A 26,081-nucleotide genomic window follows, 5' to 3' on the forward strand; every position below is an offset into this window, starting at 1 on the left:
TCATGTCCTCTCTTTCTATGCATTAAATGGAATCTCCATCTTTTCTCTGGCTTCCTGAATCATGTGGAATACCTGATCCCACGCTCCTACCAATACTCCCTGGACAAAGTCTTCCGGATAATCCCGGATTGGCATATCACTGGGGAAATATCCTCTGGCTGCTACTACGTTTTGAACATCCCACTCATCCACCTTGTTTACCTGCATCAAATCACGTAAAGCCTGTGGGATTGCCGGATCGATCACCGGATCCGGCCGGTGCTCTTCTTTCTTTTCTGGCGGTCTCTCCTGAACCGGTGGCGTCATCTGTTTCTCTTCCTGTACAGATTCTTTTGTTTCAGCCGGTGGATTATTTCTTGGAGTCTCAGGCACTGAAGCTTTTACCTGCTGCTCCAGATGCGTTTCCTGAAAAATGTGGGCAATCGCGCCATATTCAAACGGTAATTCTTCCGGCAATCCATACCGGTTCTTCGCATCCCAGCAAGCATGGTGTGCAGTATACATGACTCTCTTTCCGCCCTGGGCTTTTCGCTTCTGTCCTTTATCATCTACTACAATGGAGAACGTCTTGTAGTTTGCGAACAATAGCATATCCGCCCATTCTTTTACCAACGGAGAAGTCTGGGATGCCGTCTTTTTTCCCAGCTTCAACTCCCACCGGTCATAGGCTCCCAGTTCATCCGGCTGCTCAAACTTCCGGATCTGAGCGTGGGCAGTCAGTACCACATTGGTTCCTGATTCCACAACCTCAGACAACCGGTTCAAAAATCGACCGAACTCTTCTTTTACGTAGACATAACCATTTCCGTACCCAAAGTCCTCGATTCCGGACTTTTGATGTTTGTCGCAAATATGCTGCACACACATCTGCTCCGCCCAGTCAATCGTATCGATGACCAACGTCTTGCAGGTATCTGGGTGTGTCCTGATATAATCGACCTGCTCCAACAACATCCTCCAGCTTGTAGCTTTTGGCAGCCTTGCCACATCCATCGCATTTGTACTGCCCTCTGTATCAATAAACACCGGATTCGGGAACTGACTTGCAAACGTTGATTTTCCGATTCCCTCCGGTCCGTAGATAACCACTTTCTTTGCACATGGAATCTTTCCTCTGATAATCTCCATTTAAAATGCACCTGCTTTCCATTCTTTTTGTTTTGACGGTTCCTCTTTCTTTTCCTCTCCGCTTCCAACCGAGTACCCGTCCTCGATGATAATGCTGCACTCATCTCCTGTGCTGACTCTGGTTGCAATTGCCTGCAAACCTTCTGCCTCCAGCCATTGACCAAACTCCTGCAACGTATCCAGATCCATCTGCTCCAGCTTGTCGATCAGAACAAAACCACATTCCGGATTTAGTTTTCTCACAATAGCTGTGGACACTTTCAACTGATCAGAACCTGACATGTTGTCCCATTTCTGCCCTTTATACACCAACTCTCCCTCTTTTACCGAGAGTTCTGGCAATGGCAGATCTGCCGCATTCAAAAGATCGGTTTTCTTTGATCTTACGTCTTCGATCTTCTTCGTAAGTGCTGCATATTCATCCTTATAATTTCTGGCATCCTCTTCTGCCTTATCCTTGTCCAGATTGGCTCTGACTTTGCGATTGATCTCTTCGATATTAGCAATGCTTTCTTCCAGCTCTGCGGTAGATTCATCCTGTAACTCTTCTACTGTCTTATAAGCAACGGTCATGTCATAATCTACCTGAGTTAACTGCTTTTTATATCTTTCCAGCTCTTCTTCCAAAAAATTTACTTTTTCTGCCAAGCGATTTCTTTCTGCGTGTAAATTCACTGCCTGATCACGCTTTTTCTGATTTTCTCCGTTTCTTGCAAGAATCTCCTGCTGTTGTTTAATCAGATCAGAAGGTGATATCAGTCCTTTTGGTGCCTCTGGGTAGTACGGCTGCTCTTTCGCAAACTTTTCTTTCTGATCAGCCGTTCTTCCAACATACAGCCGCTCATTGTACAGTTCCTTTTCTTCCTGATCCAAAACAGTCAGCTGATCACCTACACCAATAATCTTCAGAAGTGTCTTCGCTTTCTCACTTCCGGATGATTCCATAAACCTCGGAAGATCTAATGCCAGCTGTTCCACAAACTCATTCAAGAGCTGCTGACCTGCTTTCTGTCCTTTTGGATCCGTTACCTTTAAGGTACTGTTCTTCCCCTTGCGTTCCACGATCAGACCATTGCTCATTACCAGATGCAGATTTGGCGGAATCACAGAGCCTTCCCTTGTTGCCTGTGACGGTTTGTATCGTTCTCCTCCAAGCGCCCAGGCTATGGAGTCCAGGACTGAAGTTTTCCCCTGGTTGTTCTTGCCGCCGATGATCGTCAAGCCGTCCGCTTTCGGTTCAACCTTGACCGCCTTGATCCGCTTCACATTTTCAATCTCTAACTTATTAATCTTCAATGCCATTTGACTTATTTCCTTTCTTTTCCTATAATGTAATTGACTTATTTTCTTGAGTACCCGAAGCTTGCCGGCTTATGCGGGTGCTCTTTTTTATTATCCCAGTAGCAGAATCACTGCTGACGGGAACAGAATCATTGCTCCGACCACAATCATTACCTCCAACAGGATCACGGCCAACTCTTTTACATCTTCCCATTCCATGCTTGTCCTCCTTTCTGAATCTCTTGAAATCCTTGCAGCGCATTCCTCTTGCCCTCTCTCTGGACGAACAACTAAAATATCGGCTGCAATTCAGACATTCTCCGTCTTTGTTATTAAGCTTTATCGGGACCATGCCCCATCCCTAACCTCCTGTCTACTTCTTCTGCCGGGATCCCCAACCAATCTGCCAGCTTATACTTGTTGATCTCATAAGTGTTCTTCTGGGCGTTCCCGGATTCTTTTCTAGTTACTACACTGCCAAATGTCCAGATGCCTCTCTTGATCCGTTCCCGGACTCTTTGAGGTCCGCAGCCGATCACTCTGGCTGTCTGATTGGCTGTCAGTATGTCCTGCATCCTCTCACCTCCCTGTTTGTACTTGTTACGTTTCTTTGGTATAATTCTCCTATCAAATGATGAAAGGTTGATCTACTATGATTTTCGATATTGTTACTTTTGTGATTGCAATCGTCAGCTTTTGTTTGTCCCTTTGGAATTTCATCGAAATCCGTTTGAATAATCGAGTTAATTTGTCCGTGGAATGCAAAGATTTTATCGTTGCAGAACATCTTTCCAGACAACCGCTCTATATCGCACTCTCCCTAATTAATAAATCACAGTTGCCGATTTCTATTTCCAGAGCGTTTATTACTCTTGATAATGAAACTTTTGAATTTTCATGGATTCCGCAAGTTGTGCATCATGCTCGTTTAGGGACTAAAGATGAAACTTTCGACCGAACAATTGTCAAATCCGTCACTTTGCCGCTCAATCTTTCAGGGCTTGGCACGATCGGTGGATATTTCTATACAGAAACATTTGATCGTATAAAAGGGAAAAATATCAAAGATACCAATGCCATTATTACGCTTCATACGAACCGCGGAATTAAGCAATACTCTGTTATTCTAAGTACAATTGCTGTTGAAATTTAGTATCGTTCTTTCAAATTCACCATACTAAAGACAATTCCTAAAATAGCTAAAACGAACGATGCAATTCTTAAATAATTCAACCTCTCACCTCCCTGTTTTCCCGTGATGTCTGTTGCATCTTTTTCTGATTCCTCCTATACTTTAAATACAGGCACCGCCATGCCGAGTAATCATGAAAGGAAGTTTTTGTATGGAAATAAATATCACTTGGACTATTACTGCGATAATTGCAGTAAGTTCTTTCTTATCGCCTATAGCTGTAGCTATCATAAACAATCGCCATCATGCTCGAATCCGTAAAATGGAACTTGAACATGATGAATATATGCGTTGGCTTGATTTGCAACAGACAACTACAGTCAAGCAGTTTGATATCTATTATGCTGATAAGAAAAAATCTTTTGCTGATTTTGCAAATGCTGCTGGACAATTTTCATTTTCTAAACAAACCGCCCAAGCATATCAAGAACTTCAATCAACCACCCATATCGCCATGCTGTATTGCAATAAATCAAATTATGATTTACTATCTGGCTTTCTTGAATATGCAGATAGTATTTTCGGTAATGGTTATACGCGAAACGAACGTGACGAATACACTAAAACGCTCACATCCATAACCACCTCTCTTAATGAAGAACTTGCATCAACCAAGCCAGTCATACAGCGCGAACCCGGTAAAAGCTAATGCTATGAATAGAGCCCATACAGGATATATCTTGTTATCGGGTTCTATTTTTTTCATAACCCATACACATACTGCTCCAAGTATCCACATTCCAATAGTAATCAATGCTTTGTAATTCACTCTTCTCACCTCCCTCTAATCTGGTTCTGTTGCAAACAGATAATCAAATTTCACCTTAAATATCTTGCACATCTTCTTTGCTTCGATTGCGGTAAACTTTCCTGTCCTTTTCTTATTTTCGTAAGACACTCTTGAAATCCCTATTAAATCCGCCATCTGCTGATTCGTGTAAGAACATCTTGCCTGTTCAGCATCTAAATTTCTGAACACATATATCACTCCTTCCTTATTTCGTTTGCATTTCGCAAACTTTAATTATACTATAATTGCTTATCGCAAACTTGTCAACAGTTTTCTTTTCATTTTGCAAACTTTTTCATTGACACTTTTTCAATACGCAACTATAATCAAAAGTAACAGGAGGTAGCAAAACATGGGTGAAAACTTCAATGAAAATTTAAAAGAAGCTAGGCTTAAATCCGGTCTTTCCCAAAAAGATCTTTCCGAAAACATCGGCGTTGCAAAATCAACATATTCTTTATACGAAAGTGGTAAAAGGGAACCTAATGTAGACACAATCAAAAAAATCGCTTCTGTTTTAAACGTGTCAGCTGATATGTTGCTCGGAATAGATGACGAGCCCGTCGCTATTGCTGCTCACCTTAACGGAAAAGATTTCACCAAAGAGCAATGGAATCGAATCGAATCCTTCGCAAAATTCATAAAGCAGGAAGAGGACTAACCTATCCGTTTTATGACACAGCAAATATGTTATTGTAAATGCTGGGAGGGATTACATTGAATAAATTCGAACAGCTTGAACAAGAAGCCCATGACGATAATGTAAAAATTCACAATTATTATCTGGGCGAAGAAAACTTAAAAGGCTTCTACATGGATGGTAATATCGCAATTAACACTTCTGTAGAAACATCAACGGAAAAGACCTGTGTACTGGCAGAGGAAATGGGGCATCATTATACGACTGTTGGAAATATCTTAGATGTGGAATCAGCTAGCAATCGTAAGCAAGAACGGCAGGCAAGATTATGGGCTTACAACAAACAGATCGGACTCAGAGGTCTGATCAACGCATACAATCATGGATGTCAGAACAAATACGAAGTGGCTGAATACTTGGAAGTCACCGATGAATTTCTGACAGACTGTATCGAATGCTATAGGCAAAAGTACGGTATAGGAGCTACCGTAGATAATTATTACATTATGTTTATCCCCAATCTGACGATTGGTAAGATAGAATAAGCCATACGACCAAATGGCTTACAACGGTTTTCTGTTAATAATATACAAAGGAGTGAGAAAATATGAGGCTACGTTTTAGAAAGAGCTTCAAAATCGCTCCCGGAGTCAAATTAAATCTAAATAAGAACAGCAGCAGTGTAACATTTGGCAAACGCGGAGCACATTACACGGTCAATTCCAAGGGAAAGAAGACTGCCTCTGTAGGAATACCAGGAACTGGTATATCCTATACCCAGTCGACTGGAGGGAATACCTCATCAAAAAAATCTACGAACCAAGGAGGACCAAACATGTCTCAAAACAATTTTCCTGATTATAACGGGAATAACAAAAAATGGTATCAAAAAACTGGATGGATCATTGCATTATTGATCCTGTTTTTCCCAGTAGGGTTATTTCTTATGTGGAAATATACTAATTGGAAGAAACCTGTAAAAGGAGTTGTTACCGCATTAATTCTTATCATCGCGGTAATGGGAGTGTCTGGTGAAGAAACTCTTGACAAAATCACCCTAACGGCCGATACCGACACCACATATGATATTAATCAAAAGGTGAAAATAACCGCATCTACCACGCCGGATGACTATTCATTATCTAAAGATGACTTTCAATGTTCGGATGGAAAATTAAAAGTCTCAGATAAAAACATTATTTTTACCACATCACAAGCCGGATCTTATACTATCTGGGCTGAACACGATGGAATCAAGAGTAATAAATTGACAATAAATGTCGAAGACAAAGCTGCTATTGCCAAGAAAGACGCTGAGGAAAAAGCCCAAAAAGAGGCAGAAGAAAAGGCAAAAAAAGAAGCTGAGGAAAAAGCTGCTCAAGAGGCTGCAGCCGCTCAGGCCCAAGCAGAGGCAGAGGCTCAGGCTGCCGCTCAAGCACAGGCACAAGCTGAAGCTCAGCAACAAGCGCAAGCTGCCACTCAGGCTCAACAAAATAATGATCCCACCGTTTATATAACCAATACTGGTGGGAAATATCATCGAGCCGGCTGTAGATTTTTAAAACAATCACAAATTGAAAAGCATCTTTCAGAAGTGAAAGGAGTTTACGGACCATGTGGTGTATGTAATCCACCACAATAAAACCACTAAAGCAAAAAAAGAACCGCCCTTGTTGGCACAAGGACGGCTCAAAGACTAATGCCCCGAAGGATACACTAGTACGTTCGAATAATATTGTATCATCTTCGGGCAGCTATCGCAAGCGGAACACCCGTTCCTCGCTGGCTGTTATTTTTATACCCATTTTTTGCAACGTCGCACACAGGAAGGACTGATACAATGGCACGAAGAAAGAAGTATCCTAAACTCCCCAACGGCTACGGCTCAATTAAGCGCCTGTCTGGGAAGAATCGAACGAATCCTTATGGAGTTTACCCTCCTACAGAAGAATTTGACGAGAACGGCAATCCGGTGGCACAGAAAGCACTCTGCTACGTAGACGACTGGTACAAAGGCTTTACGGTCCTTACCTGGTACAAGCATGGAGAATATTATCCTGGAAGAGAGAAAGAATTGACTGAATCCGGCAATGCCGAACTGGATAACATGATCGCCACGATCCTCGGCAAGTATACTCAGACGCAACGTGAGATTGCTGATCAGAAGACATTCGAAGATGTATTCAAGGATTTCTACCAATGGAAATTCAAAAAAGAATACACAACAAAGAGAGAAAAGCGTTCCTCGTCCGAAAGCAGCTATCGTGTAGCATACAAAAACTGTGAAGAGTTACACTCTAAAAGCTTCCGTTCTCTGACCACCGATGATCTTCAGGCAGTCCTGGATAGCTGCAGCACAGTAAAAGGCCTGAAGCACTCTTCACTGGAACTTGTCAAAAACCTGTATACCCAGATGTATAAATATGCTGATGCTAATGATCTTTGTGACAAGAAGTATTCTGATTATGTGCAAATTAGAATTCCTGATGATGATGAACACGGAATCCCATTCTCCGATGATGATTTGAGGATACTATGGAATCACATGGAGCATCCGACAATTGAAATGCTGTTGATCATGTGTTATTCCGGATTCCGCATCTCAGAATACATAGGACTGGAAGTGAATATAAAAGAAAAGTATTTCCTCGGCGGATTAAAGACCGACGCAGGAAAGAACCGTATTGTTCCGATCTACTCCGGGATTATGCCCCTTGTTAAAAAAAGAATTACTCGTGAAGGTTCCCTGCTGCCATGCACCACTCAGACATTTCGTGAACAAATGACCTCTGTACTTTCAGAACTCGGATTAGAACAACACACACCGCACGACTGCAGACATACATTCAGCAAACTGTGTGATGATTATAAAATAGACTGGAAATGCAAAAAGTTGATGCTTGGACATTCTTTCGGAGACGTAACAAATAAGGTATATCTACACCGTACACTGGAAGATCTAAGAATGGAAATTGAGAAGATAAAGTTGTGTCGCTAACGTGTCACTAACGGACTGTATTAATCTGATTCTTTTCGCATTAATTCAATATAACAAGACACCCGTGAAACCGCCATTTTACAGGCATTTCACGGGTTTTCTTCAATTTTATGGGCGTTCCGTAAAACAGCTAGAATTTAAAGATGTGTTAGAAATTTTTTCATAATATCGGAGGATCGCACTGTGATCCTCTTTTTCTTTGCCTTCTGCTTTCAAAGACTGCATGATTTCCATGACCTGAGAAGTCAATGGCAATGCGGTACTGGTCACATGGGCTGCATTCAGTGCATTGGTCAGGTCTTTGATGTGTAGTTCCGTTCGAAAACCGGGCTGAAATTCATGCTCCAGCATTTTCCCGATCTTGGCATCCAATACATTGGAACCAGCCAGTCCGCCTCGAATCGCTTCATAAACCAGCTTCGGATCCGCTCCGTTTTTCACTGCCAGCGTCATCGCCTCGGATACCGCCGCAATATTAATCGCAACAATCACCTGATTGGCCAGTTTTGCCACATTTCCCGATCCAAGTTCCCCCACATAAACTACAGAAGATGCCATCGTCATCAAAAGATTGTAATACCGGTCAAAATTTTCTTTTGTTCCGCCAACCATCACCGACAACGTTCCGGCAATTGCACCCGGCTCCCCTCCGCTGACCGGTGCATCCATCATCTCAACTCCATACTTTGCCAGTTCCGCGCCTATCTCCTTTGTCTGCACCGGATCAATGGAACTCATGTCGATCACCATCGTACCAGCCTTTGCATGGTCTGCAATTCCATTTTCCAGACACACTTCTCTTACCTCCGGTGAATTAGGAAGCATCGTGATAATCACTTCACACTGACTTGCCACTTCCGCAACACTTGCTGCCGCAATCGCTCCCTCTGCCGCCAGTTCCCGCACGCTTTCCTTACTGCGGTTAAATACCACCACTTCATAGCCCGCCTTTTTCACATTTCTGCACATGGGTTTTCCCATAATCCCAAGTCCGATAAATCCAATTTTCTTCTTGCTGCCACTCATACCGTTTACTCCCTTCTGACTTTCCCACTTTTTCGATCATCGGTTACATTTCCATCTTTTCTGATTACATGGTTCACTTTTTACTTTCATTTTAGCAAAAAAATCTGGTTTGTGTTATTTCACTGTGTTATTCTGTTCTTAAAGAACGGTTATAACACAGACAACATTTAATCATCCAAAATATCACTTTGAGATATCTGTTCTTACTCCTCATTTCTATAAAATTTAATGCAAAAATAAATTATATCAGAGGGAAATCTCATGCCAAAAGAACTGTCAAAAAAACTGAATGAAGATCTGATCTATGAAATATTGTCCGTAGTAGAAGAAATTCCAGAAGGCCGCGTAGCCTCCTACGGACAGATTGCCCGGCTGATCGGGCGTGAAAAAAACTCCAGACTGGTCGGTCGCGTCCTGTCCATGGCTGAATATTACGGCGACTATCCCTGTCACCGAGTCGTCAACCACACCGGTCGTACCGCCCCAGGCTGGAGCGAACAGCGTTTTCTTTTAGAACAGGAAGGCGTCACCTTCCGCCCTAACGGCTGTGTGGATATGAAACACTGCCAGTGGAATCCGGATGAAGACTAAACACCCCCAACCAACTGCTTATAACAGGATTGATCTGATTTTAAAGACTTGTCTCCTCCAGATAAGTCAGGAATCCACGACATCCTTCCGTCACATCCCGATAGGTGTCTTCAAAATTGCCGGTATACCAGGGATCCGCGATATCCTGTCCTCTTCTCTGTGTAAAATCCAACAATTTATACACTTTATGTTCCGGATCTCCACCCAGAATCCGGTTCATGTTGCGGATATTGGCACCATCCATTCCAATCAGATAGTCATATTCCTCATATTCTTTTCGCTGCATCTGCCTGGCTCTGTGATCTCCACAAGGAATCCCCACTTCTCTTAATTTCTTCCGGGTACCGTAATGCACCGGGTTGCCGATCTCTTCCCGACTAGTGGCCGCAGAATCGATGTAGAACTGCGCTTCCAGACCAGCTTCTTTCACATAGTATTTCATAACGTATTCTGCCATGGTAGAACGGCAGATGTTTCCATGGCATATAAATAGTACTTTAATCATTGTTTTATTTCTCCTTATTTTGCCCCGGAATGCCCTATTTTGCAAGGGTTTTCGGGGTTATTGTGACATGCTCTGAAATTACAGATTGTGGCAAATCAGAGCAGAATTAAGCAAGTTATTACTACCTGTTAGTAGTAAAATTGGTAGTAAATGGGGAAGGGTTACTACTAATTTTTTTATCATCAATGTATTACTTTAAGTGCATCCTTTTTTGGCACCTCAAAATGTTTTAGTTTTTTACTATTCTTTAATATCTGATAGCATGAAACAGATGTAAGCGAAAGTAATTTTATAACTGCCACTCCAAAATATAAGCATACACCTGTAGAGCAAGCATATTCACTTATGATGCCATGTGCAATCTCATTTCTTATATTTGCACCCGCCTGTTCATTTAATAAACCTCTAAATGTAAACAAAATATCGTTCTCATAGCAATCTAATAATTCCGGTAAGGACAAAATAGAACTCAATACTTTCTCCATTGATGATCCATCATCTTTTAATGTTACAGTTAAGCCACCAACCTCTTTTGCAATATTTCTAAAAAGATTTTCTACTTGCGGTGCAAGAATATGCATTGCCTCATAAAATTCTCCGTTCAAAAACATGCGTAACGCACTTTGAAAAATGTGTTCTCTTCCTTCTGGAATAATTGGATTATCTTTAACCAAAAAGTCTAGCATTGAATTATCAACAACATATGTATCCCTTAAAATAGCCAAAGCATTCTTCATCCAAATGTCACCAGAAATTTTTTGTTTTTCTAATGCATTCTGATACATATGTAACTCCAAAAGATATGGATCTTTCTCTGGATTTTGTATATCCAGAGGTGGCAAAGCCAACACGGTCTGTCCTTGTGCATTTATCAAACTTTTTCCAAGCATATGAGCTAATGGATGATCTTTGAATTCTCCAATAACACGATTCTTTATATCTTCTTGTTTTTCAAAGACAAACATTTGTGTCAATCTAATTAAACCTTCCTCAAAAGTTAACCCTTCCATGTTAATTTTAATATTGTCGACAACACCTTTTATATCAAGTTCAATAGAAAACGGAACCATTATTTGAGGTATCTCTTTTTGTATTTCTACCAATCTTTTATGTGCAATTTCCGCTTTTTGTGGTTCCCCATTATCTCTATACAGTTTAATCCCTTTTTGATAATAATTAACACACCTAAGAGCTCCCTGTATATCATTTTGAAAGATTCCCTCTGCAAAATCCAAATAATACTTTGCTAAAAGCAAATTATTTTTCGTTGCTTCTTCTTTCTTTTTTAATTTAAAAAACATTGCTGGAATTTCGATCCCACTTCTATTACAACAATAATTTCTACAATTAATTACTGAATTCAACTTTCCATTCATACTATCTTTCAAAAAATAGTAAAATAAACCTTTACCAATAATATACCGTGTTTCGGGTTTAGGGATAATGCAACGTCCCATATCCATAAACCATAATTCAGATTCATCTATTATAGTCGTAAGGTACTCAAATTTTAGATCGGAATATAACATTCTCTCGTCGTCATAAAAATAGGCAAGTAACTCATAACTATCTTTATGTTCACCAGATACTATTTTATACTCTGGATGATTTATGTAGTACATGTAGTTAACAGTATCCCAATTACAATCAGACCACCCTTTAACATCACTCAAAATAAGATCAAATCTTTTTGAAGGACTTAAGTCATATCCAAAATGCTTTCTCCATAAATACTCTGTATGTTCAATACTTGCAGTACACTCCTTAGGAGTGTTTATATCAGCAGTTCTAATGGTATGTAATGCGCTCCTTCCGGGAAAGCTGTTCCTTTAGATGCCTGTCGAAATCCAGTCCTTAAATTCCTGTCTTTCTTTATCATACAGATATTGAACCGCATATTGGTCAGCAGAAGAATTGAAATTATCACCCTGTTTCAGATTCATTTTTTTTACGTTGGTTCCATCGTTTATATGGAGAATTTCAAAGGAACCGGTATTTAATTCAACATAATAGACAGCCGTAAAATCTGCATATATCTTATCCAAAAGCCGTCTTTCCGCCATCTGTTCTTCCAACGTACTTTTCAGTTTTCTGTTCCTCATATGTACCATTACAGTCAGGATAAGAAGCAGAACGATCAGCACAGTTATAAAAACCAAAACAGTCACAGACTGCGGTTGCCTCATAATCATTTATGACAGGCATTTTGCTTTCTCAACTCTTCGCTTATGGTCTGCTTAATTTTTTTATCATCCAACGGCTTTGACAAATGTGCGTTCATTCCTGCTTCCATACACCTTTCGGCATCTTCCCTGAATGCATTTGCAGTCATAGCAATGATAGGGATTGTTTTTGCATCTTGCCGTTCCAGGTCTCTTATTGTTCTTGCAGCAGTAAGACCATCCATCACCGGCATCATAACATCCATTAAAATAACATCGTATGTTCCCGGTTCGGAAGCTTCAAAATGCTGAACAGCTTCTAACCCATTATTCACTGTTTCTACTTTAGCTCCATTTTCCGTCAGCATAAATTCTGCTATTTCCATATTCAGCTCATTATCTTCAACCAGCAATACCCGGATATCTGATATATCTGCATCAAAATCTTCTTTTTCTTCCGGTCGTGCATTCGTATCAATTTTAAATGGAAGTATTACAGTAAAACAGCTTCCTTCACCAAGCTTGCTTTCAACGGTTATGGTTCCGCCCATCTTTTCTACAAGTTGTTTCACAATAGGCATTCCCAGACCTGTCCCATTATAATCAGAACGTGGGGAATTATCTGCCTGTACAAATGGAGTAAACAATTCATTTTTTATAAATTCTTCTGACATTCCAATTCCATTATCTTTTATTTTAAATTCACATGTCATGTGATCTTCTGATCTTTCAATCGTTCTCATACTCATGTAAATAAAACCATTCACCTTATTGTACTTCATACTGTTTGTAAACAGATTCATCAATATTTTTTTCAGATGAACTGCATTGCTCCAAACATATATACCACTGTAATCATCATGTTCTCCTATAACATGAAGTCCTTTTTCTTCTGCCTGAAAAGATAGTGACTCCGTGATTTCCTGACATACCTGATCCAGATTGATGGATTCATCACCAAAAACCACTGTATCTGATTCTAACTTTGCCATATCTAAAACATCATTTATCAATGATAGTAGCAGCTTCGATGACTCATGTATTTTATTCATGCAATCCTTTGCCCGCTCAGCATCATTTCCGCTTTTCTCAAGAATCGTAAGCATGCCAATAATACCATTGATCGGTGTTCTGATATCATGAGACATGTTATTTAAAAAGGACGTCTTAGCCTTATTGGCACTCTGTGCTTCTACAAGTGCATTTTGTAATTCCTGCTGTTTTTCTTCAAGTTCCTGATTCAGTTTTAATGCCTGCTCAGCAGATTTCTTGAATCTTTCCTCCGCACGTTTTGACTTCTTCCAAGAACGAAGAATAATACACAGAACAACGAAAAAAGTAATTCCAACGATAAGTGAAACTGTCAGTAAATTATCCTGAATAAAATCCCTCGCTGTAACTTTTCGTGAGGAAGCATTATACGAAACTACTGCACCCGAAAATTGAGTTGTAGGCATAGATGTCAGTGTTTTATTCAGAATGGACAAAAGAACCGGTTCTCCCTGCTGAACAGCAAATGGAACATCAGCTTCTTTTGTCAGGAAAACACTATGAAGCTTATTATTTTTCAAATAGTCTGAAACAGTACCTGAATTGCTTACAATACAATCCGTCTCCCCTTTCTGCATTGCTTTTACTGCTGCATCTGATGTTTCATATTCCACAACCTTCCATTGCGGATAATTGTATGAAAGATATGCTTTCAATGCAAAATCATCTTTTTCAACGGCAACTGTATTCTCTTTATTTTCATCAAAAGAATCCTTTGCCGTAATTGCTGCCATATTGATAGTCAGCAGCGTATCCGACAAAGCAAACCCATTTGTTTCTGCAAAGTATGGATTCTGGTTTGCATGAAAAATCAGGTCTATTTTTCCATCCTGCAATGCCTGAAGCAGTTCACTTCTTGTATCATACCCCTTTAATTCAAATTCCAGAGTCTGACCTTGCAGACAATTTTCTGCAAGATCCACATAATCTGTAATAACACCTGTCAGTTTACCTGTTGATGGATCTACACTGCTGATACCTCCATCCTGATTCAGATACCCTATCCGGATTGCACCATGCTGCCCGATCCACTCACTTTCTTCTTTTGAAAGAAACGAGCTGCTCTGTGCAGAAAGATAACGCCTGTAGAGATCATCTGTGTAAAATGGGTTGTCATCCTTGATTCTGCGCATAGCACTATCCAGTGCTTCTTTGATATCCGGGCGTTCTGGATTTATAGCGAAATAGATTTCTGTCTCTCCAATACTTGTAATCGGCGAAATCTCCGATTCTTCCCAACGGAGGTCTTCTTCCGAAACGAAGCAGTCAATTTCATGGTTCGACAGTTTGTCCATAATTTCTGTGGTTGTAGAAACATTGATATGCTTCGTATGCAGACCATATTTTGATTCCCATTCATTAAGCACATCCTCCAGTATATTATCTTTAGACACACCAATATTTTTTCCCTCAAAAGAATCCAAATTTCCTGCTGTAAGATCCATATTGGATGCATCCGTATAGATGTAATATTTCTCTTCCCCCATAGGCATATCGGAAAAAAGCATATTTTCAGCACGTTCGTCTGTATAGGAAATGCCACCAAGAATATCAATCTCTCCATTTTCCAACTGTGTAAAGCAGTTTTTCCAATCACTTGTTATGTATTTATATGTCCATCCTGCATAACCTGCAATATCTTGAAGATACTCATACCCATAGCCGCTTCTTTCTCCCTTTTCATTGACTACATTATAAGTTTCCTCAAAAGATCCTACCCGGATAACATTGTCAGAGTTTTCTTTGGCAGATGTAGGAACGGATAAAACAATAAAACATATAATTGTACAAAATATAAAGTAACAAAATTTGAAATTTCTTATATTCTGTACTAATTTGCACTTCTTCATCTTTCTCCCACCCTCCAGGCTACAGTCGCTTGCTTGCTTGCAGATTTTAATTTTACATTCATTAATGTTCAATACTCCCACAACATTTTTATAAATATCTTTGCGACAGCTTCTGCTGTACTTTTACTATAATTATACTCTACAGCCAACTTGTGTCAATTTACTAAAACAGCCTCATAGTTTCCTCCGATAGCTTTATAGCACTCCTGCATTGTCATCTTTTAGCCCTCCTGTCAATTGTATTCCACTAATTCAGGAACCTCTGCTAATCATTATGAACATACCTTAAAATCGTTTTTATAACTTCCTCAATCACAATTGGCTTTGTGTAATTTGAACCCTCTATGTTCTCAATCACTTAATGATATATTTTGTTCCTCTGCCTTTTCCTTCAACTGCAATCACACCATTTTTCTCCATAGCTTTCAGTAATTGTGTTGTTTTTGATTTGCCAAATGGGACATATGGTGCAATTTCACTTATTGGTTTCAGCATCGTCTTACTTAAAAATTTGTAAATCACTTTTTCGTCTTCGGTTAAATTGACATTCGTTTCAAATATCGGTAGTACAATTTTTATAGCATTTTCTGACACTTCAAATTCTGGTTTTATCAAACTCTCTGCATACAGTTGTTTGATTCGTGTAATTCCTGTTCCAAATATCTCTACTAATCCCAGTCTGTAAAATACATTTGCAAGATTTCTATTTCTTAAAATAGATAGTTTACCTGATAAATATTCTTCTGCCGTTATTCCAGCCGGCAATCCACCAGGAGACACTACTTCTATTTTATCATCAAACATAGAAACTCTGATGTGTGAATTAATATCCCATACCCTATGAATCAAAGCATTTGCAATTGCTTCTCTGAAAGCTGCTTCCGGTATTTTCTCTACCATCTTTCTGTCAGCCCCCTGTATTACTTCATATTGGTAATAATCTCTAAATACAGCAAGTGCTTTTTCATATATTTCTAAAACCGATATATGTTCAAACGTTACTCTTTTTTGAATAATACTGATATTCTCACCGAACTTAACAATATCAATTCCTGAAAAATGATTTTTATCTGCCAAAAGTCCCGCTGCATTATTATAACCATTTATATTGTCATACAGGTTCAATGTCTTTAAAGTATCTTGATTGAAAGTTTCAATGTAAATATTTTCTTTCAGTTTACACTGTAAAATTTTAAAAGATAGCTCCTGATCTTTACAAGGTAATTCTTCGAAGCTAATATTTTTTCCATCTAATACAAGCCTTGAAAATTCCAATGTATCTACCTCTATCGTTGCTGTATCATTTCGTTTGTATGCTTTTGATTTATATAAATACGGTTTTTGAAGACCACTTTTTACAGTAAGTTTTATCGTCTGGTCATTATTCTGTATTTCAAGTGTATAGTTTGGTTGAGGTGATATACTGTCATTGATTTTATTTTCGATATCCAGACAGGCCTGTTTTACATCTAGCAATCCTTTCACATTTCCATTATCATCAACCCCAAAAAGAATTGTTCCACCATTGTAATTCGAAAAGGCACTAACTGTTTTCAAAAAAGTATTCGTAATCGTTTCCTTGAATTCTAATATTCTTGTTTCACGCATAGTAATCGTTCCCTTTCCAACCATAATGATTATATTATATGCAAAAATGCGCAAAAAATCAATCGTATTTTTTTACGATTGATTTTTTAATTGATTTTGAGTGTAGTATTATTTTTTGACCAACTGAATTATGACAACTTTTTTAATTATTCCGATTCGGTCTTCCAAAGGTATAAATAAGGTGTAAATTATTTGTTTCTCCTTGTTTTGCCCCGGAATGCCCTATTTGGCAAGGGTTTCCGGGGTTATTGTGACATGCTCTGAAATTACAGATTGTGGCAAATCAGAGCAGAATTAAGCAAGTTATTACTACCTGTTAGTAGTAAAATTGGTAGTAAATGGGGAAGGGTTACTACTAATTTTTTTATCATCAATGTATTACTTTAAGTGCATCCTTTTTTGGCACCTCAAAATGTTTTAGTTTTTTACTATTCTTTAACCTAAATTATTCACGGAACAGTATCTGAAGCGATAACTGTGCCATGAATCTAAAAATTGATCCACGCAGCCATAACATCACTCAATTAACCCGTCAAAAGGGTATAAAATCCCTGTGGCAGAGTTCAGAGTGCAATTGTTAAGCTATCAAGGTTCGTTAATAGTTGCTATTCCAGCTGTACATTCAGCTTACCGATATTTGAAAGTGTCTCATAGAATTCATGCTCTTTTTTTATTCACTAGATAAGTGAAAAGCAATATTCAATTAAAATACAGTAACTATGTGGCTTTCAGCCACTTTCACGGCTACGCCGTGAATAATCCAGGATAAGTTATTTTGACATGTTAAAAATATTTATTACATCATCTTTATTTAATTTTTTAAAGAAACCAACAGAACCATTACCTGTTGCGACACATTTGATTGCCATTTCTTCAATTTGGGCATCTGTAGGTTCAATACCCAATTCACTCATACTTGTAGGCATACCAATTTTTCTACACCAATCTTCCCATGCTTCTATTCCTTTCAGAGCAGTTTCTTCTAAATTGTAGAAGTTTTCAGGAACATTAAATACGCGTACTGCAAATTGTGCAAAGCGTGCAGGATTAATCTTATAAACATAGCGTGCCCAACTACCCCAGACAGCACAAAGACCAGCTCCGTGAGCAACATCAAACATTCCACCCAACTCATGTTCAATTTTATGAGAAGCAAAATCGGATTGTCGTCCAGTTCCTGTCAGCCCGTTATGAGATAAACTTCCTGCCCACATTAAAGTAGCACGAGCTTCATAATCATCAGGAGTTTTTACTGCTTTTAATGTAGCATCTCTAACAGCAACTAATAGACCTTCTGACATTCTGTCAATTAAGTCTACATCTGTTGTATTTGTGAAATATCTTTCCATTGTATGCATCATAATGTCAGATGCACCACTTGCTATTTGATATACTGGAAGAGTGTATGTAAGTTCAGGATTCATACAAGCAAATAACGGTCTAGCACAATCATGATTATATGAGCGCTTTAAATTTTTTTGACCTTTGTATTCCTCGATTGTAACCACCATGGAATTACTTGTTTCTGATCCTGTGGCAGCAATTGTAGAAATACAACCTATAGGTGCAATCTTATCAGTTGTTACATTGCCCATGAGCAATTCTTCCAATTCAAAATCATTGGCTAATCCATAAGCAATTCCTTTTGCAGAATCAATAGCACTTCCACCGCCTATTGCAAGAATAAAATCAACATTTTCAAGTTTACAAAGTTCAATTCCTTTTTTTATAAGAGATAACCTAGGATTTGGGACTACTCCGTCTAAGTCGATATATTCTAAGCCCGCATCTGTTAATCCTCTGTGTACACGATCTAACACTCCGGTTTTTTGTAAATAATCACCACCAAAATGCACTAACACCTTATGGGCACCATACTGTTTAATTTCCTTTCCAGCTTCACTTTCGACATTCTTTCCAAAAATAACTTTTGTAGGATTATGAAATTGAAAATTAATCATAAATAACATCTCCTTTACTTCACTGAATTTTGTATGAACTAATTAAGATTATAAAGAAACCTAAATTATTCACGGAACAGTATCTGAAGCGATAACTGTGCCATGAATCTAAAAATTGATCCACGCAGCCATAACATCACTCAATTAACCCGTCAAAAGGGTATAAAATCCCTGTGGCAGAGTTCAGAGTGCAATTGTTAAGCTATCAAGGTTCGTTAATAGTTGCTATTCCAGCTGTACATTCAGCTTACCGATATTTGAAAGTGTCTCATAGAATTCATTCTTATAAGGGCAGCTACTGCACAGCTTGAATGTGATATATCTTGCTGAACGAATTATTTTTGCAGCAATCTTCAGCAGTTTTAAACGGACGGTATCTATGCGTTGTTTTCGCATGTTTGCTGATAATGCCAATCGTCTAATCTTGATACCGTAGGTTGTGATGCTAAAGCATCTTTATTTAGTACTGCTTTAAATACTGGGTCATTTGTAAGTTCATCTGAAACATCATCTTCAAAATAACCTGCAATAATCATATAGATTATCTGAAGGAGATTCTCCTTGTCAGTGTGATATCTAAATGATGCAGAATCATTAGTCTTAAATGAGCGACTGAAAAGTTTATCAATGTCAAGTTTACTTACGAATTCTTTGATAAGAAGCAGGCCTGCATCGGAGGATAAATCTCCTCCATCAAAATTTATTTTAATCTGTCTATTGCTTTCTAGTGATAAGGTGTTTACAATACTCATGAAGGGCTCCTTTGTTTGTATTATTAATGGCTTTGAACACCTTAATTTTACCACAAATGGATGCTCTTTTTTTATTCACTAGATAAGTGAAAAGCAATATTCAATTAAAATACAGTAACTATGTGGCTTTCAGCCACTTTCACGGCTACGCCGTGAATAATCCAGGATAAATTATGCTTTTTCTTGAAAAGCTTTCAGTTTTTCTGGTGTCGGAAGTCCTTCGTTATCACCAATATTCATAACTTGGATCGCTCCGATTGCATTTCCTCTCTTGACGCTCGTCTGAAGGTCTAATCCCTCTAAGATTCCACTTAACACACCAACAGCAAATCCATCTCCGGCTCCTACTGTATCAACTACTTTTTCGACTTTGTAGCCTGCTACATCAAACTGCTCATTTGCAGTCTGTACATAAGCGCCTTTTGATCCATCTTTAATGATAACTCCTTTCGCTCCCTGTTCCATATAGAAGTCTGCCGCTTTCTCCTTATCGTCCGTTCCTGCAAGGATCTTGCATTCTCCGATTCCCGGAAGTACATAATCCGCCTTCGCTGCAAGCTGATTGATCACGGTACACATAGTCTCTTCATCTTCCCATAATGCCGGTCTTAAATTCGGGTCAAACGTAAGAGGAATTCCAGCTACTTTCGTACGGTCCATGAGACGAAATGTCGCTTCTCTCGCGCTCTTAGAAAGTGCAGGCGGAATGCCCGTCACATGGACAAGTTCCACATCTGTCAAATCAATCGCATCAATTTCCTTTGTTGTAATATGTGATGCAGCAGAACCTTTTCTATAATATGGTGCATACGGATCACTTCCGTCTGTTACACGGTTTTTCAACTGAATTCCCGTTCTGTATACATCATCAAAAGTTACAAGCGCAGTTCCAATATTATTTTTCTTTAATGATTTTTCAATGTAGTGTCCAAATGGATCATCTCCAAGCCTTGTAAGATACTCAACCTTATGTCCTAATCTGGATAATCCAATGGAAACATTTACTTCTGCACCGGACATAGCTCTCGTAAAATGTTCTACGTCTTCCAGAGGTCCTGTTGTATCGGCAATCAGAAGCGCCATTGGCTCACCAAATAAAATCGTTTTTCCCATTTTTCTTTCCTTTCCGACAGACTCTATACTTCTTTTGGCTTTCTTACGAGATGAATCGCAAATCCACCTACTTCTTCTGCCATATAAACTGCCTGTATCTTTCCATTCGGACGATATACAATACTATCTTCATTGAATCCCACACCTTTTCTCTCCAGATATGCTTTTGCACGCTCTACAGAATATGTTGCGATTGCAATGTGTCCTTTCTTTCCAAGGAACGGACTCTTCATCGTTTCCACATATCCTGCTGAGAAAATAGAGCTTGGATTTTCATTTGGAGCAAATCCAAACATTCCGTCAAATGCATCTGCAACTTTATGTGCTTCCACCTCATTAAAACAGTTGATGCCTACATGAGCCAGACGGAATCCAAGCATACTTCTTACAGCCTCTTCTGTCAGTTCTTTAATCTTATCAAAGTTTCCTGCCTCGATTTCTGCAGATGGCACCATCCATGTTCCGCCACACGCCAAAATAAAATCTTCTGCAAGATAATCGCTCACATTAGAAGGATTGATTCCTCCCGTTGGCATAAAACGCATCTGGCTATAAGGAGCAGACATTGCTTTGATGGCTTTTAATCCACCAGCTGCTTCTGCCGGGAAAAATTTCCCTACTTTCAGTCCGTATTTAATGGCCTGTTCAATATCACTTGGATTTGCACATCCCGGAAGAATCGGGATTTCTTTGTCCACACAATATTTCACTGTATCCGGATTCAGACCTGGGCTTACAATAAATTTTGCACCGGCTGCAACTGCTTCATCTACCTGCTCTGCGTTAAGAACTGTACCTGCTCCTACGAGCATATCCGGAAATGCTTCTGTCATCGCAGCAATGGAATCTTTTGCTGCATCTGTACGAAATGTAACTTCTGCACAAGGAAGACCACCTTCGCACAATGCTTTTGCCAGAGGCACAGCATCTTTTGCATCATTCAATTTAATCACAGGAAGAATTCCCATACTTTCGATCTGTTTAAATAATTCTTCAGCCATTTTACTTCCTCCTATGCCAGTTTATTGATTGGATAGTGAATTGCTTCGCCTTTTGCAAATCTTACAGATTCTTCTGCAACCTTTCTCTTTAATTCACTTGCAGCCTCTTCGGAATACCATGCCATATGAGGTGTTACAATCACATTTTCATGTTTGAACAATTTTGAATCTTTGCTGACTGGTTCGCCTAGCATACAGTCAAGTGCCGCTCCCTTGATTTCTCCGTCCGTCAATGCCTGATCCAAATCATCTTCATTGATGATGCCTCCACGAGCTACATTGATAAGGACTGCAGAATTTTTCATCTTTTTGAATGTTTCTTTGTTAAATAAGTCTTTGTTTCCATCTGCCGGGCAATGCAAAGAAATAATATCCGATTTTTTAATTACATCTTCGACAGATACAGCTGTCACATATTCATCTGTCTCCGGAGTTGCCTTGAAATAAGGATCCGTTCCGATTACATTGAATCCAAGCGCATGCATTTTCTTTGCAAAATTACGTCCGATTCTTCCAAGTCCTACAACACCGACTGTCAGCTCACTGAATCTGTGGATTGGAATAGATTTTATGTAATCCCATTTTTCATTCTTTGTAAACTGATTCATCTTCACAACTTCTCTTACCATAGACATTGCCAATGCGATTGCATGATCTGCCACCTCATTCATTCCATAGTCCGGAACATTTCCAACCTGAATACCACGTTTTGTAGCTTCCGGTACATCAATGGTATCGACACCAACTCCATAGCGGACAACATATTTTAATTTCGGACAGTTTTCCATAACTTTTTTTGTAATCTTTGCATACTGCACAATAAAAATTTCTGCATCCTGACACTGTGCGATTACTTCATCTTCTGTAATTGCCTGTTTCAGTTCGACTTCCATTCCTGCATCTTTAAATACTTTTTTCTCAATATCAATACTGTCATGATCACAGTCTGTAATAATTACTTTCATTATTAATTCCTCCAAATATTTCTTCTCTTTTCACTAGCGTACAAGATATCCGCCATCTACCGGAATAATTGCTCCGTTAAGGTAATCCGATGCTTCCGATGCCAAAAATACGCAAGGTCCTTTCATATCTTCCGGCGTTCCCCATTTCTTAGCAGGGATACGATTTGTAATGGCTTCTTTTCTCGGATTACTTGGATCAAGGAGTGCTGTGTTCATCTCTGTCGCCATATAGCCAGGTGCCAGAGAGTTGACGTTGATTCCTTTTTCTGCCCATTCGTTACAGAATGCCTTTGTAATCTGTGCTACACCACCTTTAGATGCTGCATAAGCAGGCACGGTATATCCGCCGAAAAATGTAAGCATAGAAGATACCGTAATAATTTTTCCTTTACTTTTCTGTGCCATAAACTGTTTTTCAGCAAGCTGACAAAGTTCAAATACTGCTGTCAGGTTTACGTCGATTACTCTTCTCCAGTCTTCCATCGGAAATTCCTCTGCCGGATGTCTGCTCTGCATGCCATGTGCGGTAACGAGAATATCCAGATGTCCACCGAGTGCTGCTAATGATTCATCGAATGCTGCTTTTAATGCTTTTTCATCTCCGAGATCTGCCTGCACGCCTGTGCAGGTAAATCCCTTCTCGCAAAATTCTTTTGCTCTGTCTTTAATACTATCTCTTGTTCCTATAATAACAACTTCGCATCCGGCCTCCATCAATCCTTCTGCCATTCCATGTCCAAGACCTCTGGATCCACCTGTTACGATTGCTTTTTTTCCTGTCAGATCAAACATACCAATTGATTTACCACCTCTGCTATTTCTATTTTTCATTTAACTATTTATCAAAAACCGGATCATTGATTGCCAGATCATATCTTCTGCTTTCATGTTTGAATGCTGCGAGCACCCAAAGATATGCATTTCTTCCACCCGGACTTGCCACAGTCGGATGATAACCACATGGAGCCTGTACCATTGTTCCGGAATGAACCGTATGTGTTACAATGTCTTCCACTTCTCCACTCTTTAAATAGCTTACGTGGAATCCAAATCTTGGAAGTGGCATATCAAAGTAGCAATATACTTCTTCCAGATCTTTTTCATGCTGATGCGGCGGCCAGCTTGTCCATGCACCCTCTCCGGACCACGTAAGTCCACAGATCAGTCTGGATGCGGAATCCTGAGGCGCAAGTGTAAACATTACTTCTCTCTGACCGGCACCTGTTCCATGTATCTGATGAACATCTCCTATTGGAAGGGATGGATCAAATTTTCTGAAATGTGGCTCTCCGATTCCTTCATATTTTGCTGCCGCAATATAGAAAATACAATCTTCTTCTGCAGTAATTGTCAACGCATCATTTCCAGGAATGTAGCAGGAGTCATATTTTTCCATCTCCTGATTTAATTCTTTATGCCCACTAAGCTTCGCCTTGCCGGCTAAAAGAACCGGATGCATCTCCAACTCACCTGATTCTAATGTATAAGAATTTCCTTTTTGCAAATTCAGACGGAACATCTGTGCCTCCTGACACTCGCAAGTGTCAGGGGTGATTACTTTATGAAATCCTTCTGCGTCAGATGACTGAACGCTCCATTTTTCCATTCTTTCTTTGTTTTTTAAATTCTGCATATTTATCCATCCTTCCGTAGTTCTAAAGTCTGTTGTTATTTATCCTAAAAACAGTGTACTGATTGCCGGAATCAGAACGACTGCAAAGAATACGAGTACATATCCAATAAAAAATGGTATCTGACCTTTGGCGATCTGTCCCATTTTCAATTTTGTAACGGAAGCTGCTGAGAAAATGTTAACAGCTACCGGAGGTGTCATTGTACCGATCACATTTGAAATTGCTACGATCATACCAAAATGGATCGCATCGATTCCAAGGCTGCTTGCGATTGGCCAGAGGATCGGAACCATAAGTACACATGTTGCAATACCTTCCAGAAATGTTCCAAAGATCAGAAGAATGATTGCAACTACGATACAGAATACCGTCTTGCTTAAATGCATTCCTACAATTGCATGTACCAACTCTCCTGAAATTCCTGAATAAGCAAAGATCCATGAAAATGCTGTAGATGTTGCAATGATAAATAAAATCATTGCGGCTCCTTTTGCTGAATCAATAAAGATCGGCACTAAATCTTTTACCGTAATTTCTCTGTAAATAAACATTCCTGCGATCAGTGCCCACACAACGGCTACTGCTGCAGATTCTGTAGGTGTCAGAAGTCCGGAATAAATTCCTCCAAGAATAATGACCGGAAGCAGGATTGCCGGGATCGCACGTAAAAAAGTATCTCCAAATTCTTTTAATGTCGGACGTTTTTCTGCTTTTGGCCACTGCTCTTTATGTGCAAGTACTAATACAACGATCATCAATACAAGCATAATGATCACACCAATGAACATTCCGGATGTAAACATATCACTGATAGAAGCACCTGTAATCGTTCCATATACTACCATAATAATGCTTGGTGGAATAATAGGTCCAAGACCTCCCGATACTACTAACAGACCTGCGGTTCTGTCTTTTGGATATCCCATCTTAACCATTTCAGGATAAAGCATAGACCCAATTGCAATTACCGTTGCAGGTGCAGATCCGGAAAGTGCTGCAAAGAATGCACATGCAAGTACAAGAGCAAGTGCCATACCACCACGAACACCACCAACAATACTATTTGCAAAGTTAACAAGTCGTCTTGAAATACCACCCTTTGTCATCAGGTTACCTGCGAGAATGAAGAATGGAATTGCCATAATGGATGTGGACTCCAGTCCTCCGAATATTCTCTGTGCAATAATTCCTGTTGTTACAGTAAAATCTGGACTAAATACGATGGTTGCCCATACGGAAGCACCTAATGCAAATGCAATCGGTACTCCGATAATAAGGAACACTGCCATCGTTCCGAATAAAAGTAATGCTGTTCCCATTAGGCTTCTACCTCCTCATCTTCAAAACTATCACCTTTCGCAATTTTGATCACAATCTCAATTGCCATTCCAAGCTGTACAAGTACGATCATCGCAAAACTGATAACCAATGCTGCATATGGAACTGTCATTGGCAGGCGCAATGCTGCAGAAGTCTGGCCGATGCGTGCCTGTACTGCTACCATTTTTACTGCTGTTATAAGGATCGTTGACGAAAAGATCAATACGACGATCTTTGCACACAGGCTTACAATTCCTTTGCAGCTTCCATGAAGCTTATCTGTAACTGCCGTTACCGCAATCTGTGAGCCATCACGCAAACCGATCTCCGTTCCAATCAGTGCCATATAGATCATGCAGTACGTAGATGCCTCATCAAACCAGACAATTGGCAATTTAAATATATTTCTATTTACAACCTGAGCGAAAGAACAGATAACCATCAAAGCAAATGTGACAGCCATGATAAAATTTTCCGCAGTCGTCAGGCCTTTCAATACTTTCTTCATTCTTTT

At 39.5% G+C, this 26,081-nt stretch carries 24 protein-coding genes and 3 pseudogenes; 8 read left to right on the top strand and 19 right to left on the bottom strand.

Translation table 11 applies throughout. The features are described from left to right. Positions 1-15: 15 nt before the first annotated feature. The 3 genes from KGMB01110_RS03105 to KGMB01110_RS03115 all read right to left on the bottom strand — a co-directional run bounded on the left by KGMB01110_RS03105 (position 16) and on the right by KGMB01110_RS03115 (position 2,984). Entirely contained in the window at positions 16-1,128 is a 1,113-nt protein-coding gene (locus KGMB01110_RS03105; protein ID WP_119297536.1) for an ATP-binding protein, read from the bottom strand. Continuing rightward, the gene (locus KGMB01110_RS03110; RefSeq protein WP_119297537.1) at positions 1,129-2,430 is read right to left on the bottom strand and encodes an AAA family ATPase; all 1,302 of its coding nucleotides are present in this window, start codon (positions 2,428-2,430) and stop codon (positions 1,129-1,131) included. Positions 2,431-2,741: 311 nt separating this feature from the next. Then, positions 2,742-2,984, bottom strand: a complete 243-nt coding sequence (locus KGMB01110_RS03115; protein WP_119297538.1) for a hypothetical protein — start codon at positions 2,982-2,984, stop codon at positions 2,742-2,744. Between the two features lie 77 nt (positions 2,985-3,061). Here KGMB01110_RS03115 and KGMB01110_RS03120 point away from each other — a divergent pair, with 77 nt between their 5' ends. Both KGMB01110_RS03120 and KGMB01110_RS03125 read left to right on the top strand, forming a co-directional pair. After that, a complete protein-coding gene (locus tag KGMB01110_RS03120) occupies positions 3,062-3,562 on the top strand; it encodes a hypothetical protein (protein ID WP_119297539.1) in 501 nt (166 codons plus the stop codon). Between the two features lie 190 nt (positions 3,563-3,752). Further along, a complete protein-coding gene (locus KGMB01110_RS03125) occupies positions 3,753-4,250 on the top strand; it encodes a hypothetical protein (RefSeq protein ID WP_119297540.1) in 498 nt (165 codons plus the stop codon). Positions 4,251-4,385: 135 nt separating this feature from the next. On the opposite strand, the gene KGMB01110_RS03130 is transcribed toward KGMB01110_RS03125, so the two are convergent. Continuing rightward, positions 4,386-4,580 (bottom strand): hypothetical protein, encoded by a 195-nt coding sequence (locus tag KGMB01110_RS03130; RefSeq protein ID WP_119297541.1) that lies wholly within the window; start codon positions 4,578-4,580, stop codon positions 4,386-4,388. A gap of 163 nt (positions 4,581-4,743) precedes the next feature. Here KGMB01110_RS03130 and KGMB01110_RS03135 point away from each other — a divergent pair, with 163 nt between their 5' ends. The 5 genes and pseudogenes from KGMB01110_RS03135 to KGMB01110_RS15150 all read left to right on the top strand — a co-directional run bounded on the left by KGMB01110_RS03135 (position 4,744) and on the right by KGMB01110_RS15150 (position 8,029). After that, positions 4,744-5,052, top strand: coding sequence for a helix-turn-helix domain-containing protein (locus KGMB01110_RS03135; protein ID WP_119297542.1), 309 nt, complete (start codon positions 4,744-4,746; stop codon positions 5,050-5,052). A 56-nt stretch (positions 5,053-5,108) separates the two neighbouring features. Beyond that, a complete protein-coding gene (locus tag KGMB01110_RS03140; protein WP_243112648.1) occupies positions 5,109-5,576 on the top strand; it encodes an ImmA/IrrE family metallo-endopeptidase in 468 nt (155 codons plus the stop codon). A 62-nt stretch (positions 5,577-5,638) separates the two neighbouring features. Beyond that, positions 5,639-5,797 (top strand): annotated as a pseudogene (locus KGMB01110_RS15785) (DUF4236 domain-containing protein); the annotation flags it as partial. Between the two features lie 69 nt (positions 5,798-5,866). Beyond that, positions 5,867-6,673 carry a hypothetical protein gene (locus KGMB01110_RS15015; RefSeq protein WP_170141664.1) on the top strand — a complete coding sequence of 269 codons (807 nt, stop codon included), beginning with the start codon at positions 5,867-5,869 and terminating at the stop codon, positions 6,671-6,673. Between the two features lie 198 nt (positions 6,674-6,871). Continuing rightward, positions 6,872-8,029 carry a tyrosine-type recombinase/integrase gene (locus KGMB01110_RS15150; RefSeq protein ID WP_174714245.1) on the top strand — a complete coding sequence of 386 codons (1,158 nt, stop codon included), beginning with the start codon at positions 6,872-6,874 and terminating at the stop codon, positions 8,027-8,029. Between the two features lie 108 nt (positions 8,030-8,137). On the opposite strand, the pseudogene garR reads toward KGMB01110_RS15150, so the two are convergent. After that, a pseudogene (gene garR, locus KGMB01110_RS03155) lies at positions 8,138-9,076 on the bottom strand (2-hydroxy-3-oxopropionate reductase); the annotation flags it as partial. 240 nt (positions 9,077-9,316) lie between these two features. On the opposite strand from garR, the gene KGMB01110_RS03160 reads away from it, so the two are divergent. Continuing rightward, a complete protein-coding gene (locus KGMB01110_RS03160; RefSeq protein ID WP_330508006.1) occupies positions 9,317-9,646 on the top strand; it encodes an MGMT family protein in 330 nt (109 codons plus the stop codon). A 40-nt stretch (positions 9,647-9,686) separates the two neighbouring features. On the opposite strand, the gene KGMB01110_RS03165 is transcribed toward KGMB01110_RS03160, so the two are convergent. The 14 genes and pseudogenes from KGMB01110_RS03165 to KGMB01110_RS03230 form a co-directional block, all read right to left on the bottom strand. Then, positions 9,687-10,151 (bottom strand): low molecular weight protein-tyrosine-phosphatase, encoded by a 465-nt coding sequence (locus KGMB01110_RS03165; RefSeq protein WP_119297545.1) that lies wholly within the window; start codon positions 10,149-10,151, stop codon positions 9,687-9,689. Positions 10,152-10,333: 182 nt separating this feature from the next. Then, the gene (locus KGMB01110_RS03170) at positions 10,334-11,824 is read right to left on the bottom strand and encodes a DUF4209 domain-containing protein (RefSeq protein ID WP_243112650.1); all 1,491 of its coding nucleotides are present in this window, start codon (positions 11,822-11,824) and stop codon (positions 10,334-10,336) included. Between the two features lie 156 nt (positions 11,825-11,980). Next, complete coding sequence (locus KGMB01110_RS03175) at positions 11,981-12,319, bottom strand: hypothetical protein (protein WP_136626677.1); 339 nt, start codon at positions 12,317-12,319, stop codon at positions 11,981-11,983. Between the two features lie 20 nt (positions 12,320-12,339). Next, positions 12,340-15,213, bottom strand: a complete 2,874-nt coding sequence (locus KGMB01110_RS03180) for a response regulator (protein ID WP_119297547.1) — start codon at positions 15,211-15,213, stop codon at positions 12,340-12,342. A gap of 354 nt (positions 15,214-15,567) precedes the next feature. Further along, positions 15,568-16,821 (bottom strand): RNA-binding domain-containing protein, encoded by a 1,254-nt coding sequence (locus KGMB01110_RS03185; RefSeq protein ID WP_117604100.1) that lies wholly within the window; start codon positions 16,819-16,821, stop codon positions 15,568-15,570. 770 nt (positions 16,822-17,591) lie between these two features. Beyond that, positions 17,592-18,782 (bottom strand): iron-containing alcohol dehydrogenase, encoded by a 1,191-nt coding sequence (locus KGMB01110_RS03190; RefSeq protein WP_119297548.1) that lies wholly within the window; start codon positions 18,780-18,782, stop codon positions 17,592-17,594. Positions 18,783-19,007: 225 nt separating this feature from the next. Further along, positions 19,008-19,534, bottom strand: a pseudogene (locus KGMB01110_RS03195) (transposase). A gap of 171 nt (positions 19,535-19,705) precedes the next feature. Beyond that, positions 19,706-20,647 (bottom strand): sugar kinase, encoded by a 942-nt coding sequence (locus KGMB01110_RS03200; RefSeq protein ID WP_119297549.1) that lies wholly within the window; start codon positions 20,645-20,647, stop codon positions 19,706-19,708. Positions 20,648-20,670: 23 nt separating this feature from the next. Beyond that, positions 20,671-21,648: a bifunctional 4-hydroxy-2-oxoglutarate aldolase/2-dehydro-3-deoxy-phosphogluconate aldolase gene (locus KGMB01110_RS03205; protein WP_119297550.1), complete on the bottom strand. Its 978-nt coding sequence runs from the start codon at positions 21,646-21,648 to the stop codon at positions 20,671-20,673. An 11-nt stretch (positions 21,649-21,659) separates the two neighbouring features. Continuing rightward, positions 21,660-22,613, bottom strand: a complete 954-nt coding sequence (locus KGMB01110_RS03210) for a C-terminal binding protein (RefSeq protein ID WP_119297551.1) — start codon at positions 22,611-22,613, stop codon at positions 21,660-21,662. Positions 22,614-22,646: 33 nt separating this feature from the next. Beyond that, the gene (locus KGMB01110_RS03215) at positions 22,647-23,405 is read right to left on the bottom strand and encodes an SDR family oxidoreductase (RefSeq protein ID WP_243112651.1); all 759 of its coding nucleotides are present in this window, start codon (positions 23,403-23,405) and stop codon (positions 22,647-22,649) included. Between the two features lie 43 nt (positions 23,406-23,448). After that, positions 23,449-24,246: a 5-deoxy-glucuronate isomerase gene (locus tag KGMB01110_RS03220; RefSeq protein WP_119297552.1), complete on the bottom strand. Its 798-nt coding sequence runs from the start codon at positions 24,244-24,246 to the stop codon at positions 23,449-23,451. Between the two features lie 39 nt (positions 24,247-24,285). Next, complete coding sequence (locus tag KGMB01110_RS03225) at positions 24,286-25,566, bottom strand: TRAP transporter large permease (protein ID WP_119297553.1); 1,281 nt, start codon at positions 25,564-25,566, stop codon at positions 24,286-24,288. After that, a complete protein-coding gene (locus KGMB01110_RS03230; RefSeq protein WP_119297554.1) occupies positions 25,566-26,075 on the bottom strand; it encodes a TRAP transporter small permease in 510 nt (169 codons plus the stop codon). Before KGMB01110_RS03230 ends, KGMB01110_RS03225 begins: the two co-directional genes overlap by 1 nt. Positions 26,076-26,081 lie beyond the last annotated feature (6 nt).

It is taken from the genome of Mediterraneibacter butyricigenes (assembly GCF_003574295.1).
Lineage (GTDB): Bacteria > Bacillota > Clostridia > Lachnospirales > Lachnospiraceae > Mediterraneibacter_A > Mediterraneibacter_A butyricigenes.

Excerpts from the sequence above, each read along its gene's own strand:
- KGMB01110_RS03205 (WP_119297550.1), bottom strand. The coding sequence starts at position 21,648 with ATGGCTGAAGAATTATTTAAACAGATCGAAAGTATGGGAATTCTTCCT.
- KGMB01110_RS03160 (WP_330508006.1), top strand. The coding sequence starts at position 9,317 with ATGCCAAAAGAACTGTCAAAAAAACTGAATGAAGATCTGATCTATGAA.
- KGMB01110_RS03125 (WP_119297540.1), top strand. The coding sequence starts at position 3,753 with ATGGAAATAAATATCACTTGGACTATTACTGCGATAATTGCAGTAAGT.
- KGMB01110_RS03180 (WP_119297547.1), bottom strand. The coding sequence starts at position 15,213 with ATGAAGAAGTGCAAATTAGTACAGAATATAAGAAATTTCAAATTTTGT.
- KGMB01110_RS03165 (WP_119297545.1), bottom strand. The coding sequence starts at position 10,151 with ATGATTAAAGTACTATTTATATGCCATGGAAACATCTGCCGTTCTACC.
- KGMB01110_RS03110 (WP_119297537.1), bottom strand. The coding sequence starts at position 2,430 with ATGGCATTGAAGATTAATAAGTTAGAGATTGAAAATGTGAAGCGGATC.
- KGMB01110_RS15015 (WP_170141664.1), top strand. The coding sequence starts at position 5,867 with ATGTCTCAAAACAATTTTCCTGATTATAACGGGAATAACAAAAAATGG.
- KGMB01110_RS03115 (WP_119297538.1), bottom strand. The coding sequence starts at position 2,984 with ATGCAGGACATACTGACAGCCAATCAGACAGCCAGAGTGATCGGCTGC.
- KGMB01110_RS03210 (WP_119297551.1), bottom strand. The coding sequence starts at position 22,613 with ATGAAAGTAATTATTACAGACTGTGATCATGACAGTATTGATATTGAG.
- KGMB01110_RS03200 (WP_119297549.1), bottom strand. The coding sequence starts at position 20,647 with ATGGGAAAAACGATTTTATTTGGTGAGCCAATGGCGCTTCTGATTGCC.
- KGMB01110_RS03120 (WP_119297539.1), top strand. The coding sequence starts at position 3,062 with ATGATTTTCGATATTGTTACTTTTGTGATTGCAATCGTCAGCTTTTGT.
- KGMB01110_RS03215 (WP_243112651.1), bottom strand. The coding sequence starts at position 23,405 with ATGTTTGATCTGACAGGAAAAAAAGCAATCGTAACAGGTGGATCCAGA.
- KGMB01110_RS03230 (WP_119297554.1), bottom strand. The coding sequence starts at position 26,075 with ATGAAGAAAGTATTGAAAGGCCTGACGACTGCGGAAAATTTTATCATG.
- KGMB01110_RS03105 (WP_119297536.1), bottom strand. The coding sequence starts at position 1,128 with ATGGAGATTATCAGAGGAAAGATTCCATGTGCAAAGAAAGTGGTTATC.
- KGMB01110_RS03135 (WP_119297542.1), top strand. The coding sequence starts at position 4,744 with ATGGGTGAAAACTTCAATGAAAATTTAAAAGAAGCTAGGCTTAAATCC.
- KGMB01110_RS03190 (WP_119297548.1), bottom strand. The coding sequence starts at position 18,782 with ATGATTAATTTTCAATTTCATAATCCTACAAAAGTTATTTTTGGAAAG.
- KGMB01110_RS03185 (WP_117604100.1), bottom strand. The coding sequence starts at position 16,821 with ATGCGTGAAACAAGAATATTAGAATTCAAGGAAACGATTACGAATACT.
- KGMB01110_RS03225 (WP_119297553.1), bottom strand. The coding sequence starts at position 25,566 with ATGGGAACAGCATTACTTTTATTCGGAACGATGGCAGTGTTCCTTATT.
- KGMB01110_RS03220 (WP_119297552.1), bottom strand. The coding sequence starts at position 24,246 with ATGCAGAATTTAAAAAACAAAGAAAGAATGGAAAAATGGAGCGTTCAG.
- KGMB01110_RS15150 (WP_174714245.1), top strand. The coding sequence starts at position 6,872 with ATGGCACGAAGAAAGAAGTATCCTAAACTCCCCAACGGCTACGGCTCA.